This is a genomic window from Inhella crocodyli (assembly GCF_004004565.1).
GTDB classification, from domain to species: domain Bacteria; phylum Pseudomonadota; class Gammaproteobacteria; order Burkholderiales; family Burkholderiaceae_C; genus Inhella; species Inhella crocodyli.
The window spans coordinates 1,198,631-1,213,642 of record NZ_SACM01000001.1 but is presented as its reverse complement, the minus strand read 5'-3'; the positions used below and the strand labels follow the sequence as shown (position 1 = coordinate 1,213,642).

Below are 15,012 nucleotides of genomic sequence, written 5' to 3'. Positions count from 1 at the left end.
TGCGCAGGGTCAGGCGATGGCCAAGGGCGGGAACGACTTCACCAAGTCGTCCACCGCCTTGACCTGCGCCAGGAAGGGCTCCAACTGGCCCAAGGGCAGGGCGCTGGGGCCGTCGCACTTGGCTTCGGCCGGGTTGGGGTGGGCTTCCAGGAACAAACCGGCCAGGCCCACGGCCATGCCGGCGCGGGCCAGGTCGGCCACCTGCTCGCGGCGGCCGCCGCTGGCGGCCGCGCCCGACTCGCGCTGCTGCAGCGCGTGGGTCACGTCGAAGATGACGGGCAGGTCGCCGCAGTGCTTCTTCATCACCCCGAAGCCCAGCATGTCGACCACGAGGTTGTCGTAGCCGAAGCAGGTGCCGCGGTCGCACAGGATGAGCTGGTCGTTGCCGGCTTCTTGGAACTTCTCGCAGATGTTTTTCATCTGCGAGGGGCTCAGGAACTGCGGCTTCTTGATGTTGATGACGCGACCCGTCTTGGCCAGGGCCACGACGAGGTCGGTCTGGCGGGCAAGGAAGGCGGGCAGCTGCAGCACGTCCACCACCTCGGCCACGGGCTGGCATTGGTGGGGCTCGTGCACGTCGGTGATGCAGGGCACGCCGAAGCGGGCCTTCACGGCTTCAAAGATTTTCAAACCCTCTTCCAAGCCAGGGCCGCGGTAGCTGTGGATGCTGCTGCGGTTGGCCTTGTCGAAGCTGGCCTTGAAGACGTAGGGAATGCCGAGCTTTTGCGTGACCTGCACGTAGGCCTCGCAGGTGCGCAGCGCCAGGTCCAGCGACTCGAGCACGTTCATGCCGCCGAACAAGACGAAGGGCTTGCGGTTGTCGACGGAAATGGCGGGGCCGATGGCGATGGAGGGCATGGCAGAGCGTCCTGAACGGGGAAGGGTGCGATTGTCTCAGCCGAGGATCAACCCACGTGGGGCGCCCCGGGCGCCTGCAGCGCCCCGCCTTGCACCAAGGCCGCGGCGCGCTCGATGTCGGGCGCCAGGTAGTGGTCGGCGGGGTGGCTGGCGCAGTCTTGGCGCAGGCGCTCGTACAGGGCCTCCACGGGCGCGGAGCTGCGCAGCGGGCGCAGGAAGTCGATGCCCTGCGCGGCGGCCAGCAGCTCGATGGCCACGATGTGCGCGGTGTTGTCGATCATGGCGTGCAGGCGCCGGGCCGCGAAGGTGGCCATGCTGACGTGGTCTTCCTGGTTGGCGCTGGTGGGCAGGCTGTCCACGCTGGCCGGGTGGGCCAGGCTCTTGTTCTCGCTGGCCAGGGCGGCGGCGGTGACGTGGGCAATCATGAAGCCGCTGTGCAGGCCAGCGTCGGCCGTCAAGAAGGGCGGCAGGCGGCTGATGCCCGGGTCGATCAGCATGGCGATGCGGCGCTCGGCGATGGCGCCCACCTCGGCGATGGCCAGGGCCAGGCCGTCGGCGGCCAGGGCCACGGGCTCGGCGTGGAAGTTGCCCCCCGAGACCATGCAGTCGTCGAACACGAGCGGGTTGTCGGTCACGGCGTTGGCCTCGCGCACCAGCACCTCGGCGGCGTGGCGGGCTTGGTCCAGGCAGGCGCCCATCACCTGGGGCTGGCAGCGCAGGCAGTAGGGGTCTTGCACGCGCTCGTCGCCTTCCTTGTGGCTTTGGCGGATGGCGCTGCCGGCCAGCAGCTCGCGGTACACGGCCGCGGTTTCGATCTGGCCCGGCTGGCCGCGCACGGCGTGGATGCGGGGGTCGAAGGGCCCGTCGCTGCCGCGGGCGGCGTCCAGGGTCATGGCGCCGGCGGCCAGCGCCGTGGCGAACAGGGTGTCGAAGCGCAGCAGGGCGTGCAGGGCCAAGGCGGTGCTGGCCTGCGTGCCGTTGATGAGCGCCAGGCCTTCCTTGGCGGCCAGGGTCAGGGGCTTGAGGCCCAGGCGTTGCAGCTCGGCCAGGGCGGGGCGGCGTTGGCCGTCCACCAGGGCCTCGCCCTCGCCCATCAGGGCCAGGGTCATGTGGCTCAAGGGGGCCAGGTCGCCGCTGGCGCCCACCGAGCCTTGGGCCGGGATGTAGGGGACGAAGCCGGCGTTGAAGGCGTCCAGCAGGGACTGCACCACCTCGCGGCGCACGCCGCTGTAGCCGCGGGCCAGGCTGGCGGCCTTGGTGGCCAGCATCAGGCGCACGACGGGCGGCGACATGGGCGCGCCCACGCCCACGCTGTGGCTGCGGATGAGGTTGAGCTGCAGCGCGGCCAGCTGGTCTTTGGCGATGCGCGTGCTGGCCAGCTTGCCAAAGCCAGTGTTGACGCCGTAGACCGGCGCGTCGCCCGCGGCCGCGGCGGCCACGAGGGCCGCGCTGGCGTCCAGCGCGGACCAGTCGGTGAGCGTCAGCGTCTCGGTGCCGTCGGCGATGACGCGCAGCTGCGCGAGGGTGAGGTGTCCGGGTTGGAGCTGCATGGCGCGGGTGTCGTTCAAAGAGAAGGGAGGTTCAGGCCTTGCGTGCGGGCGCAGGCCTTGGCGAGGTCGTAGCCGGCATCGGCATGGCGCATCACGCCCGTGCCGGGGTCGTTCCACAGCACACGCTTCAAGCGTTCGGCGGCCTCGGGCGTGCCGTCGGCCACGATGACCACGCCGCTGTGCTGGCTGAAGCCCATGCCCACGCCGCCGCCGTGGTGCAGGCTCACCCAGGTGGCGCCGCCGGCGGTGTTCAGCATGGCGTTGAGCAGCGGCCAGTCGCTCACGGCGTCGCTGCCGTCTTGCATGGCCTCGGTCTCGCGGTTGGGGCTGGCCACGCTGCCGCAGTCCAGGTGGTCGCGGCCGATGACGATGGGGGCCTTCAGCTCGCCCTTGGCGACCATCTCGTTGAAGGCCAGGCCGGCCAGGTGGCGCTGGCCCAGGCCCAGCCAGCAGATGCGCGCGGGCAGGCCCTGAAAGGCGATGCGCTCGGCGGCCATGTCCAGCCAGCGGTGCACGCGGGCCTCGTGGGGGAACAGCTCCTTGATCTTGGCGTCGGTCTTGGCGATGTCGTCCGGGTCGCCCGAGAGCGCCACCCAGCGGAAGGGGCCGCGGCCCTCGCAGAACTGCGGGCGCACGTAGGCGGGCACGAAGCCGGGGAAGTCGAAGGCGTTCTTCACGCCTTGGTCCAGCGCCACCTGGCGGATGTTGTTGCCGTAGTCCACCGTGGGCACGCCCATGGCTTGGAAGTCGAGCATGGCCTGCACGTGCACGGCGCAGCCTTGGGCGGCGGCGGCCTTCAGCGTGGCGTGCTGGGCCGGATCGGCCGCGGCGGCGCGCCACTGCTCGACGGTCCAGCCTGCCGGCAGGTAGCCGTTGAGCAGGTCGTGGGCCGAGGTTTGGTCGGTCACGATGTGCGGCTGTGGGGCGCTGCCGGCGCGCACGCGCTTCACCAGTTCGGGCAGCACCTCGGCGGCGTTGCCCAGCAGCGCGATCGAGATGGCCTTGCTTTCGGCGCCGTAACGGCGCAGGCGCTCGATGGCGTCGTCCAGGTCGCGGGCCTGCTCGTCCACGTAGCGGGTCTTGAGGCGGAAGTCGATGCGGCTTTGCTGGCACTCGATGTTGAGCGAGCTGAAGCCAGCGAAGGTGGCGGCCAGCGGCTGCGCGCCGCCCATGCCGCCCAAGCCGGCGGTCAGCACCCACTTGCCCTGGGCCACGCCGCCGTAGTGCTGGCGCGCCGCCTCGGCAAAGGTTTCGTAGGTGCCCTGCACGATGCCCTGCGTGCCGATGTAGATCCAGCTGCCGGCGGTCATCTGGCCGTACATCATCAGCCCCTGGCGGTCGAGCTCGTTGAAGTGCTCCCAGGTGGCCCAGTGCGGCACCAAGTTGCTGTTGGCCAACAGCACGCGCGGGGCTCCTGCGTGCGTGGGGAACACGCCCACGGGCTTGCCGCTTTGGACGAGCAGGGTCTCGTCGGCGTTCAGGTCTTTCAGCGCGGCCAGGATGCGGTCGAAGGCCTCCCAGTTGCGTGCGGCCTTGCCGATGCCGCCATAGACCACCAGGTCCTCGGGGCGCTCGGCCACCTCGGGGTCGAGGTTGTTCTGGATCATCCGGTAAGCGGCTTCGGTCAGCCAGTTCTTGCAGGTGAGGGTGCTGCCGCGGGGGGCGCGCACGGTCCGGGGTCCGCTCATGGGAAGGCTCCAAACAACAGGGTGAGGGGTGGGCGATGGGCATCGTAAGTTGTCTAGACAACTCGCGTCAAGCCGGCTTACGATGCCGGCCATGCCGACCCGCGTCGCCCCTCCTGACCCCGCTTACTTGACCGTGCAGCGCTGGCTGCGCGAGGGCATCACCCAAGGCCGCTGGCGCGTGGGCGATCGCCTGCCCAGCGAGGCCGAGCTGGTGGCCCAGTTCGGCCTGAGCCGCATGACCGTGAACCGCGCGCTGACGGAGCTGCACGCGCAAGGCCTGGTGCGGCGGGTGAAGGGCTCGGGCAGCTTCGTGGCGCCGTTGGAGCGCCTGGCCGCCACCCTGCAGGTGCGCGACGTGCACGAGCAAATCGCCGAGCGCGGGCACGTTCACCAGGCCCAGGTGCTGGCGCTGGACCGCCAAACGCCACCGCCGGCGGTGGCCGCGGCGCTGCAGCTGCGCAAGGGCGGCACGGCCTTCTACAGCCAGCTGCTGCACCTGGACAACGGCGTGCCGCTGCAGGTCGAGTCGCGTTGGGTCCACCCGGCGCGGGCGCCGCAGTACCTGAAGCAGGACTTCGGTCAGGTCACGCCCACCGCCTATCTGCTGCAGGTGGCGCCCCTGGTGGGGGCCGAGGTTCAAATCGAGGCCGCGCTGGCGCAGCCCCACGAGGCCCGGTTGCTGGGCTTGAGCGATGCCCAGCCCTGCTTGGTGGTGCAGCGCCTGACCCACAGCCACGAAGGTCCGGTCAGTTGGGTGCGGCTGGTGCACCCGGGCGACCGCTACGTGCTGCAAGGAAAAGTCACAACGTGAGTTCGAGCCCCGACCTGCCCATCACCCTGTGGCGCGACCTGCGCGCCGCCACCCTCGCCGGCGACGCGGCCTGGGGCGCCATCGACAACGCCTGCCTCGTCGTCCAGGGCGACCGCCTGGCCTGGGTGGGCCCGCTGCCCGAGCTGCCGCGCGAATGGGCGTCACGCGTCAACGACGAGGTGCACCTGCACAACGCCTGGGTCACCCCGGGCCTGGTGGACTGCCACACGCACCTGGTCTACGGCGGCACCCGCGCCCACGAGCACGAACTGCGCCTGCAGGGCGTGAGCTACGAGCAGATCGCCCGCGCAGGCGGCGGCATCCGCAGCACCGTGGCGGCCACGCGGCACAGCATTGAGAGTCACCTGCTCAAGCACGCCCAGCGCCGGCTGGCGCAGCTCAAGGCCGACGGCGTGACCACCGTCGAAATCAAGAGCGGCTACGGCCTGGACCTGGCGCACGAGCGCAAGATGCTGCGCGTGGCCCGGCACCTGGCCAGCCACGGGGTGGACGTGCGCAGCACCTACCTGGCCCTGCACGCGGTGCCGCCCGAGTTCGATGGCAATGCCGACGGCTACACCGAGGCCGCCTGCCAGTGGCTCGACACCCTGCACGCCGAAGGCCTGGTGGACGCGGTCGATGCGTTCTGCGAGCGCATCGGCTTCACGCCGGGGCAGGTCACGCGCCTGTTCCAGCACGCCGAAGGCCTGGGCCTTCCCGTGAAGCTGCACGCCGAGCAACTCAGCGACCAAGGCGGCGCGGCGCTGGCCGCCGAGTTCGGCGCGCTCAGTGCCGACCACCTGGAGTGGCTGAGCGAGGCCGGCATCCAGGCCATGGCCCAGGCCGGCACCGTGGCCGTGCTGCTGCCGGGCGCCTACCTCACGCTCAAAGACACCCACCTGCCGCCCGTGGCCGCCCTGCGCGCCGCCGGCGTGCCCATGGCCGTGGCCACCGACCACAACCCCGGCAGCTCGCCTGCGCTGTCGCTCACCCTCATGATGAACTTGGCCTGCACCCTGTTCGGCCTCACGCCCGAAGAGGCCCTGCGCGGCTGCACCCACGTGGCCGCGAAGGCCCTGGGCCTGCACGACCGCGGCCGCTTGCAGAAGGGCCTGCGCGCCGACTTCTGCGCGTGGGACGTGGAGCACCCGCGCGAGTTGAGTTACTGGCTGGGCCACCGCCCCTTGCTGGAGCGCGTTCACGCCGGTCGCGCCGACGGGAGGCTGCCCGCATGACGAGCTACCGCTTGATCCCGGGCAGTGCCCCGCTGCTCATCAGCCTGCCCCACGTGGGCACGCACATCCCAGTTGAGGGCCGCGACGCCTACCGCCCGCGCGCCCTGGCCAGCGAGGACACCGACTGGCACCTCGAGGCCGTGTACGCCCCCATTGCGCAGGCCCTGGGCGCCAGCCTCTTGGTGCCCGAGGCCTCGCGCTACTGGATCGACCTCAACCGCCCGGCCGACAACGCGCCCATGTACCCCGGGGCGAACAACACCGAGCTCTGCCCCACGCGCTTCTTCGACGGCACGCCGATCTACCAAGACGGCCGCGCCCCCGATGCGGCCGAGCAGGCCCGCCGTGTGGACAGCCACTGGCGCCCTTACCACCAGGCCCTGGCCGCTGAGTTGGCGCGCTTGAAGGCGCGGCACGGCCACGCGCTGCTGTGGGACGGCCACAGCATCGAAAGCGAACTGCCCTGGCTGTTCGAGGGCCGCCTGCCCGACCTGAACCTGGGCACCGCGAGTGGCGCCAGTTGCACCCCAGCCGTGCGCGAGGCCCTGGGCGCCGTGCTGGCCGCACAAACGCGCTACACGCAGGTGGTGGACGGCCGCTTCAAGGGCGGCCACATCACCCGGCACTACGGCCGCCCGCACGAGGGCGTGCAGGCCATCCAGATGGAAATGGTGCAGGCCATCTACATGCTGGAAGACAAGGCCCATCCCACGCCCCGACCGCTGGTGCCGCAGAAGGTGGACGTCTTGCGCCCGCTGCTGCAGCAGCTGCTGCAAACCTACCTGGAGACCGCCTCGCGATGAAGCCGCTCGAACCCGCTCTTTGGGCCCCCTGGGCCTGGGTCGATGGCCGCTGGCAGCAGCAGGTGCTGCTGCCCATCCAGCCCGACGGGCACTGGGGCGCCATCACCAGCGGCGTGGTGCAGCCGCCCGAAGGCACCCGCGTGCTGCAGGGCGCTCTGCTGCCCAGCCTGGTGGACGCGCACAGCCATGCCTTCCAGCGCGCCATGGCCGGCCTGGCCGAGGTGCGCGAGCACGCCGGCGACGACGACTTTTGGAGCTGGCGCGAGGCCATGTACGGCACGGCGCTGGCGCTGGACCCGGTGAGCCTGCGGCGCATCGCCACGCGCCTCTACCGCGAGCTGCTGCTCGGCGGCTACACGCAGGTGGTCGAGTTCCACTACCTGCACCACGCGCCCGACGGCCAGCCCTACGACGACGAGCTGGCCATGGCCTGGGCCCTGGCCGAGGCGGCGCAGGAGGTGGGCATCGGCCTGACCCTGTTGCCCACGCTGTACGCGCACCGCGGTTTCGACGAACCCGGCCTGCGCCCCGAGCAACGCCGCTTTGCCACCGACGCCGACTGGGTGTGGCGGGCGCAGCAGCGGCTTCAAGCGGCCGGCCTGCCGCTGGTGAACGCGGGCGTGGCCCTGCATTCGCTGCGCGCCGCGCACGAGGCCGACATCCATGCCCTGCTGGCGCACGTGGGCGACACCGAGTGCCCCATCCACATCCACGTGGCCGAGCAAACCCGCGAGGTGGACGATTGCGTGCGCCGGCACGGCCAGCGCCCCATCGAGTGGCTGAGCAGCCACGTGCCCCTGGACGCCCGCTGGCAGTTGGTGCATGCCACGCACGCGCTGCCGCACGAGATCGAGGCCGTGGCCACGTCCGGGGCCGGCGTGGTGCTGTGCCCCAGCACCGAGGCCAACCTGGGCGACGGCTTCACCGACGTGCCCGGTTGGCTGGAGGCCGGTGTGCCGCTGAGCCTGGGCAGCGACAGCCAGGTGGGCCGCGAATGGCGCGAGGAGCTGCGCTGGCTGGAATACGGCCAGCGCCTGCGCCACCGCCGCCGAAACGTGTGCGCCGCCCCGGGCTCGCAGCCCAGCACCGGCGCACGCCTTTTCGAGGCCATGCGCGCCGGCTCCGGCCCCACGGCGGGCTTTGCCGGCTGGGGCCTGCGCCCAGGGGCGCGCGCCGACGCGCTGCTGCTGGACCTGGCCACCGCCGACCTCGACAGCCTGCCCTGCGAGCAGTGGCTGGACGCGCTGGTGTTCGCCAGCGCCGGCCCGCTGTGGTCGGGCGTGTGGGTGGCAGGGCGTCAGCGGGACTGAGCAGGGGCCGATCGGGCCCGATCAGGGGCCGATCAAGCGCTGCACACCTGGTTGCGCCCGCCAGCCTTGGCGCGGTACAGCGCTTGGTCGGCGCGCTGCATCACCACGGGCCAGGTCGGCGCCGGGCTGCCTGCCGGCTGCAGCGTGAAACCGATGGACGTGGACAGGGTCAGGCCCTCCTGCGCCTGGCCCCAGGGATGCTGGGCCACGGCCTCGCGCAAGCGCTCCATGATGGGCAAGGCCTGCTGCGCGCCGTTGCCCAGCAGCACCAGCACGAACTCTTCGCCGCCCCAGCGGGCCAGCAGGTCGGCGCCTCGCACCTGTTGGCGCACCAGGTTGGCGAATTCGCGCAGCACGCGGTCGCCCACGGCATGGCCGAAGCGGTCGTTCACGCGCTTGAAGTGGTCGATGTCGAGCAGCGCCAGGGCCAAGGGCTCGTTCAGCGTGCGCTGCATCAACAAGGGCAAGGCGGTCTCGGCATGGCGGCGGTTGGCCAGCCGGGTCAGCAGGTCTTCCAGTGCGTCGTGCTCGGTGCGGGTCAGGCGCTCTTGCAAGCGCTGCTTTTCCATCTCTAGGTGGCGGGCCCGCGCCTGGGCGGCCTGGGCATCGGCCTGGGCGTGCGCGGCCCGGGCCATGGCCGACTTCACCTCTTGCCGGATCAGCAAGGCCTGGATCTGCAGCGCCTGGGCCTGGCGCGTGGCGCGGCGGTCGGCCGCCAGCAGGCGCTCCAGGTGGTGCAGCGCGGCGTCGGTGCGCCCGTGCTGCTTGTTCACGGCGTACAGCACCTGCAGGGTGCGGCGCTCCAGCCGGCGGGCCTTGGCGGGGTCGTTGTCGTGCAGCAGGGCCTCGGCCTGTGCCAGGGCCACGTCGACATGGCCTTGGGCCGCCGACACCCGCGCGTGCTGCAGGCGCAGTTCCAGGCGCAGGGTGGCGTAGCCGCAGCGCTCGGCCAACTCGGACAAGGACATCAGCAGGGGCTCGGCGCGCCGCCAGTCGTCGCCCAGCATCAGGGCGTCGATGAGGTTGCTCAGCGCCAGGGCCTGCCAGTAGGCGTGGCCCTCGCGCTGGGCCAGCAGCACGGCGTCCTGGGCCAGGGTCTGGGCCAGGGCTTGCACCAAGGGCACGCGCTCCAGCTCGCCGTCGCGCAGCAGCTGCTCGCACTCGTCCAAGGTGAAGTGGGCCTGGTTGTTGAGGCAGCCGAACTCCAGCTCGGTCAGGTTCATGGCCTGCGCCAACTCGCGGGCCTGCTGCGTGGTCTCGCGGGCCTGCACCGGGTCGCCCAGCGCCTGGTAGGCGTTGCCCATGCGCAGCAGGGCCCAGGTTTCGCGCTCCCGGTCGCCCAGTTGGCGCGCCAGGTCCAGGGCCCCCAGCGCGTGCTCCATGGCCTCGCGCCCCAGCTCCAGGTGGGCGTACACCACCGCCAGGGCACAGCGCGTGTCGACCAGCCCGGGCAGGTCGCCCAGCAGCTCGAAGTGGTGCAAGGCCTCGCTGCCGCTGCGCACGGCCTCGGCCAGGCGCCCCACGCGGGGCAGGGCGCGCGTCAGCCCGAGCAAGGCGGCGGCGCGCTCGGCCTCGTGCTCGCGCGAGGGCATGGCGGCCACCAGCGCGTCCACGTCCGCTTGTCGCGTGTCGTGGCGCAGGCGGGCCAGGGCCTCCTGCCAGGCGGCGTGTGGCGCCTCGGCGCTCATGCCGACCTCGCTCATGCCGGCAGCAGGAAGCGGCGCAGGTCCTCGGCCATGCGGCGGCGGGCCTCGGCCTGCAGGTACATCATGTGGCCCGCCTCGAAGTAGCGCACCTGGATGCGCTCGCGCACGCCGGGGCGCAGGCCCAGGTGGGCCAGGCTGTGGTCGCCCGCGGCGTGGGGCGTGGCCAGGTCGTAGTAGCCGCTGGCCACGTACACGCGCAGGTGCGGGTCGCGGTGCAGGGCGTCGCGCAGCAGCGGGCCGGTGGCCAGGTACTTGTTCTCGTGGTCGTTGTAGCGCCAGCTTTTGTAGAGCGGCGCCAGCAGGTGGTAGGGCGCCTCGCCCGTCCAGCCGAACTGCGCGCCCAGCACCTGCTGGATGCCGGCCTTGAAGGCCCCGGCCATGGCGCTGTAGCTGGCGTCGTCTTCCACCTTCTCGCCGGCGTCGTCGGCGTCGAAGCCCACGAAGCGGCTGTCCAGGCGCGCGGTGGCCAGGCCTTGTTCGCGCAGCAGTTCCTTGAAGAAGCGCTCGTCGCTCACGCGCAGGCGGCTGCGCTTCACGAAGTCCACGCCCAGGCCCGAGTAAGCCGCCAGCTGCGTGGCGATGCTGTCGAACAGGCTGGCCGGCAGGCGGTCGCCCTGCAGCAAGGCGCTGGCGTAGGGCCCTTGGGCAAAGGCCTCCACCTCGTCCAGCAGCGTGCGCAGCGGCAGCGCTTGCAGCGCGGGGCTCAGGCGCTGGTGGAACCAGGCCGTGGCCGCGTAGGTGGGCAGGAAGAGCGTGTAGGGCAGGTCGTTGACCGGGTCGAAGCTGAAGAGCTGGAAGTCCAGCGCCAGCGAGATCAGCACCACGCCGTTGAGGTGGATCTGGTGCTTCTCTTGCAGCTGCCGCGCCAGCGCCGCGCCGCGCGTGCTGCCGTAGCTTTCGCCCATCAGGTACTTCGGGCTGCCCCAGCGGTTCTCGCGCGTCAGGTAAGCGCGCATGAACTCGCCCAGCGAATCCAGGTCGCGCTGGTAGGTGTGGAACTCGGTGGTCTTCTGCCCCTCGTGCATGGTGGACAGGCCGGTGCCAATGGGGTCGATGAACACCAGGTCGGCCTCGGCCAGCAGGCTGTCGTCGTTGGGCGTCAGCGCGTAGGGCGGGGCGCCCGTGCGGCCAAAGTCGTCCACCGCCACGCGCTGCGGTCCCACCAGGCCCAGGTGCAGCCACACGCTGCTGGAGCCCGGCCCGCCGTTCACCACGAACAGCAGCGGCCGGCCTTCGCGCGGCACGTCCAAGCGCGTGTAGCTCATGGCGAACAGCTTGGCGCGCGGCGGCTCGCCCTCGTGCTCGCCGTCCTTGCCCTGCTTGGGCTCGCGGATCTCGTGCCAGGTGGCGCGCGCCAGGTAACGGATGGCCTGCCCGTTCAGCGTGACGCTGTGTTCGCGTTCGAACACCGGCATGGGGGCCGGATTCGGTGCCGTCACCGACGGGGCGGGGGAAGGGTCCTTAGCATCCATGCATGCACACACAACGGTTGTTCGGGGTGGACTTCAGCAGCGCACCCAGCAAGCGCAAGCCCATCTGGGTCGCCGAAGGCGAGGCCGCATTGTCTGGCGTTCGCCTGCAGGCCCTGTACCCCCTGACCGACTGGACGGGCTTTGAGGCCTGGCTGCGCCGCCCCGGCCCCTGGCTGGCCGGGCTGGATCTGCCCCTGGGCCTGCCGCGCGCGTTCGTCGACGCCCAAGGCTGGGGCCCGACGCTGCCCGACCTGGCCCATGCCCTGCGCCAGCGCGGCCGACGCACACGCCGCGAATGGCAGGCCCTGATCGACACCTGGGGCAACGCCCGCCCCGCCGGCCAGCGCCTCGTCCACCGCCGCTGCGACACCGCCTTGCCCGGCGGCGCTCGCTCCACCAGCCCGCTGCAAACGCGCTACGTGCCCGTGGGCTTCATGCTGTTCGAGGGCCTGCCCCGCGTGCTGGACGCCGGCGTCACCCTGCTCGGCCAACACGCCGCCGACCCCGCGCGCCTGGCCCTGGAGGCCTACCCCGGCTGGCTGGCCCAACAGGCCATCGGCCGCCGCTCGTACAAGAACACCGACGACGCCGAGCGCCGTGCGGCCCGCGCCGACCTGCTGGCCGCGCTGCGCCGCGACGGCGGGGGCCTGGGGCTGGCCATGAACTGGCCAGAGGACTTGCACACGCTGATGCTGGACGACCCCAGCGGCGACCCGCTGGACGCGGCGATGTGCCTGCTGCAGGCGGCCTGGGCGGCCGGGCGGCCGGATTGGGGGTTGCCGGCCGATCTCGATCCAGTGGAAGGGTGGATTGCAGGGGCGGAATAAAAAAGGGCCCCGAGGGGCCCTGGCTTCATCGTGAAGGCGTCGATCACTTCCGCATCAACGTCGACTTGCCAAACAGCGACTCGATCAAGTCCACCGCCAGCAGCGCGGTGCGGTTCTTTTCGTCCAGCGCGGGGTTGAGCTCCATCACGTCCAGGCTGGCCAGGCGGCCGGTGTCGGCGATCATTTCCATGCACAGCTGGGCCTCGCGGTAGCTGGGTCCGCCGGGCACGGTGGTGCCCACGCCGGGGGCGATGGCGGGGTCGAGGAAGTCGACGTCGAAGCTGACGTGCAGGTGGGTGTTGGCGTCCAGGGTGGCCAGGGCCAGCTCCATGGTGTGCTTCATGCCCATCTCGTCGATGTAGCGCATGTCGAACACCTCCAGCTCTTGCTCGTGCACGAAGCGCTTTTCGCCTTGGTCCACGCTGCGGATGCCGATCTGGCGCACCCACTTCGGGCTGATGGCGGGGCGCTCGGCGCTGAAGCCGCCGACCTGCACGAGGTCTGGCGCGCCGAAGCCGCACAAGGTGGCCACGGGCATGCCGTGGATGTTGCCGCTGGGGGTGAGGGCGCTGGTGTTGAAGTCGGCGTGGGCGTCGAGCCAGAGGATGCGCAGCTTCTTGCCGGTGTCGCGGCAGTGGCGGGCCACGGCGCTGATGGAGCCGATGCCCAGGCAGTGGTCGCCGCCCAGCAAGATGGGCAGGCGGCCGTCTTTCAGGATGCCGTGCACGCCGTCGTGCACGGCGCGGTTCCAGGCCACGACCTCGGGCAGGTGGCGGTAGCCGTCCACGGGCGGCTGCCATGGGTTGCGCGGGCCGCTGAGGTCGCCGCGGTCTTCCACGTCCACGCCGTGGGCTTGCAGGGCTTCGGCCAGGCCGGCCACGCGGATGGCTTCGGGGCCCATGGAGGCGCCGCGGGCGCCGGCGCCGATGTCGGTGGGCGCGCCGATCAGGGAGACGTTGCGCAGGAGGGTCATGGTGGGGGCTCTTTCGTCAAACGGCGCACTGGGCGGCGCCTTTCAGGTCGTACTCGTGCTCGAGGATTTCCCAGGCCTCTTCGGCGGTCTCGACGAAGCGGAACAGCTTCTCGTCGCCGGGGCTGATCATTCCGGTTTCGATCAGGTAGTCGAAGTCGATCAGGCGCGTCCAGAACTCGCGGCCGAACATCAGGATGGGGCGGCGGCGGCACTTGCCGGTTTGGATGAGGGTGAGCGACTCGAAGAGCTCGTCCAGGGTGCCGAAGCCCCCGGGGAAGCAGGCCAGGGCCACCGAGCGCATGAGGAAGTGGAACTTCCGCATGGCGAAGTAGTGGAAGCGGAAGCAGAGCTCGGGCGTGATGTAGGGGTTGGGGTGCTGCTCGTGGGGCAGCACGATGTTCAGGCCGATGCTCTTGCCGTGGGCGTCGAAAGCGCCGCGGTTGCCGGCCTCCATGATGCCGGGGCCGCCCCCGGTCACGACGTAGATCGGCGCGCCGCAGCGCTGGGTTTCGCGGGTGACGATCTCGGCCAGGCGGCGGGCTTCTTCGTAGTAGGCGCTCATGCCCAGCTGGGTGCGGGCGCGCTGCTCGCGGGCGGCGTCGCCACTGTTCACCGCGGCATCCAGCTCGGCCTGGGCCTTGACGGGGTCGGGGATGCGCGCGCTGCCGAAGATGACGAGGGTGGACTCGATGCCGGCCTCTTGCTGCAGCAGCTCGGGCTTGAGCAGCTCCAGTTGCATGCGCACGGGGCGCAGCTCTTCGCGCACCAAAAAGTCGTCGTCGGCAAAGGCCAGGCGGTAGCTGGGAGCCTGGTCCACCACGCCCAGGGGCGGCGGGGTTCGGCGGAGGTCTTCTTCGGCGGAAGAAAAATTTCTCATCCGCAGGTCTTTTTTGGGTGACACGGCGTTCTCCTCAGGGATCGCTGTTGACTATGGCAAGCATAGTGCCATCAACGAGAAATTATTGTTCGTTTGGAGCTGGGGTTGGCTGGGGGCGGCAAACGGGGCATGCCGCCCGCGGTTGCACCTGCAGGGTGTCGGCCTGGGCCTGGCGGGCGTCCCACAGCCACAGGCGACCGGTGGCGGTGGGCAGGCCGGCCAAGCCCTTGAGGGCCTCGCCCGCCTGCCAGGTGCCCACGAGGCCCACCAGGGGCGCGAACACGCCCAGGGTGCTGCAGGCCACGTCTTGCACCGGGGCGTCGGGGGGGAACAGGCAGGCGTAGCAGGGGCCGCTGTGCCCCGGCCACCACACCGAGCCCTGGGCGTGCCAAGTGACCCCGGCGGCCCACACCAGGGGCTTGCCGGCGGCCACGCAGGCGGCGTTCACGGCCTGGCGGGTGGCGAAGTTGTCGCTGCAGTCCAGCACCACGTCGGCGCCGGCCACCAGCGGGGGGAGGGTGCTGGCATCGGCCCGCGCTTGCAGGGCCACCACGTCGACGTTGGGGTTGAGCGCCTGCAGGGCGACCCGCGCCGATTCGACCTTGGCCTGGCCCACGCGGGCCGTGGTGTGCACCACCTGGCGCTGCAGGTTGGTGAGGTCGACGGTGTCGGGGTCGATCGCGGTGATGCGGCCCACCCCCGCGGCGGCCAGTTGCAGCAAGGCGCTGGCGCCCAAACCGCCGGCCCCGACGACCAAGGCGTGGCTGGCCATCCAGCGGGTTTGGCCCTCGATGCCAATGCCGTCCAGCATGACGTGCCGGGCGTAGCGCTGCAGTTGCTCGTCGTTCATCCCAAGCGGCGACAAAAAAGGGCGCTGTGCAGCGCCCTTGGTGAGAAAGAGA

At 71.2% G+C, this 15,012-nt stretch carries 13 protein-coding genes; 5 read left to right on the top strand and 8 right to left on the bottom strand.

What is annotated here, in order from left to right:
* Positions 1-9: 9 nt before the first annotated feature.
* Genes kdsA through hutU form a run of 3 tightly spaced genes read right to left on the bottom strand, consistent with a single transcriptional unit; the run spans position 10 to position 4,096 of the window.
* Complete coding sequence (gene kdsA / locus EOD73_RS05610) at positions 10-858, bottom strand: 3-deoxy-8-phosphooctulonate synthase (RefSeq protein ID WP_127681642.1); 849 nt, start codon at positions 856-858, stop codon at positions 10-12.
* Between the two features lie 47 nt (positions 859-905).
* Positions 906-2,408, bottom strand: a complete 1,503-nt coding sequence (gene hutH / locus EOD73_RS05605; RefSeq protein ID WP_127682434.1) for a histidine ammonia-lyase — start codon at positions 2,406-2,408, stop codon at positions 906-908.
* 14 nt (positions 2,409-2,422) lie between these two features.
* Positions 2,423-4,096, bottom strand: a complete 1,674-nt coding sequence (gene hutU, locus EOD73_RS05600) for a urocanate hydratase (protein ID WP_127681640.1) — start codon at positions 4,094-4,096, stop codon at positions 2,423-2,425.
* Between the two features lie 91 nt (positions 4,097-4,187).
* Between hutU and hutC the strand changes: the two genes are divergently transcribed.
* From hutC to hutF, 4 genes are read left to right on the top strand one after another with little or no spacing between them, the layout of a single operon-like run.
* On the top strand, positions 4,188-4,907 hold the full coding sequence (hutC, locus tag EOD73_RS05595) for a histidine utilization transcriptional repressor HutC (RefSeq protein ID WP_127681638.1): 720 nt from the start codon (positions 4,188-4,190) through the stop codon (positions 4,905-4,907).
* On the top strand, positions 4,904-6,142 hold the full coding sequence (gene hutI / locus EOD73_RS05590) for an imidazolonepropionase (protein WP_375137427.1): 1,239 nt from the start codon (positions 4,904-4,906) through the stop codon (positions 6,140-6,142). The genes hutC and hutI overlap by 4 nt, the downstream gene beginning before the upstream one ends.
* Positions 6,139-6,945 carry an N-formylglutamate deformylase gene (gene hutG / locus EOD73_RS05585; protein ID WP_127681636.1) on the top strand — a complete coding sequence of 269 codons (807 nt, stop codon included), beginning with the start codon at positions 6,139-6,141 and terminating at the stop codon, positions 6,943-6,945. The genes hutI and hutG overlap by 4 nt, the downstream gene beginning before the upstream one ends.
* On the top strand, positions 6,942-8,255 hold the full coding sequence (hutF, locus tag EOD73_RS05580; RefSeq protein ID WP_127681634.1) for a formimidoylglutamate deiminase: 1,314 nt from the start codon (positions 6,942-6,944) through the stop codon (positions 8,253-8,255). The genes hutG and hutF overlap by 4 nt, the downstream gene beginning before the upstream one ends.
* 32 nt (positions 8,256-8,287) lie before the next feature.
* Here hutF and EOD73_RS05575 read toward each other — a convergent pair whose 3' ends face one another.
* Together EOD73_RS05575 and EOD73_RS05570 are read right to left on the bottom strand one after the other, a co-directional pair.
* The gene (locus EOD73_RS05575) at positions 8,288-9,958 is read right to left on the bottom strand and encodes a GGDEF domain-containing protein (RefSeq protein ID WP_127681632.1); all 1,671 of its coding nucleotides are present in this window, start codon (positions 9,956-9,958) and stop codon (positions 8,288-8,290) included.
* The gene (locus EOD73_RS05570; RefSeq protein WP_164845950.1) at positions 9,955-11,376 is read right to left on the bottom strand and encodes a S10 family peptidase; all 1,422 of its coding nucleotides are present in this window, start codon (positions 11,374-11,376) and stop codon (positions 9,955-9,957) included. The genes EOD73_RS05575 and EOD73_RS05570 overlap by 4 nt, the downstream gene beginning before the upstream one ends.
* A gap of 59 nt (positions 11,377-11,435) precedes the next feature.
* On the opposite strand from EOD73_RS05570, the gene EOD73_RS05565 reads away from it, so the two are divergent.
* Positions 11,436-12,260: a DUF429 domain-containing protein gene (locus tag EOD73_RS05565; protein WP_127681628.1), complete on the top strand. Its 825-nt coding sequence runs from the start codon at positions 11,436-11,438 to the stop codon at positions 12,258-12,260.
* A gap of 43 nt (positions 12,261-12,303) precedes the next feature.
* On the opposite strand, the gene rocF is transcribed toward EOD73_RS05565, so the two are convergent.
* The 3 genes from rocF to EOD73_RS05550 all read right to left on the bottom strand — a co-directional run bounded on the left by rocF (position 12,304) and on the right by EOD73_RS05550 (position 14,960).
* Entirely contained in the window at positions 12,304-13,233 is a 930-nt protein-coding gene (rocF, locus tag EOD73_RS05560) for an arginase (RefSeq protein ID WP_127681626.1), read from the bottom strand.
* A gap of 16 nt (positions 13,234-13,249) precedes the next feature.
* Entirely contained in the window at positions 13,250-14,110 is an 861-nt protein-coding gene (locus tag EOD73_RS05555) for an LOG family protein (protein WP_127682432.1), read from the bottom strand.
* An 82-nt stretch (positions 14,111-14,192) separates the two neighbouring features.
* Complete coding sequence (locus EOD73_RS05550; protein WP_127681624.1) at positions 14,193-14,960, bottom strand: HesA/MoeB/ThiF family protein; 768 nt, start codon at positions 14,958-14,960, stop codon at positions 14,193-14,195.
* Positions 14,961-15,012: the final 52 nt, after the last annotated feature.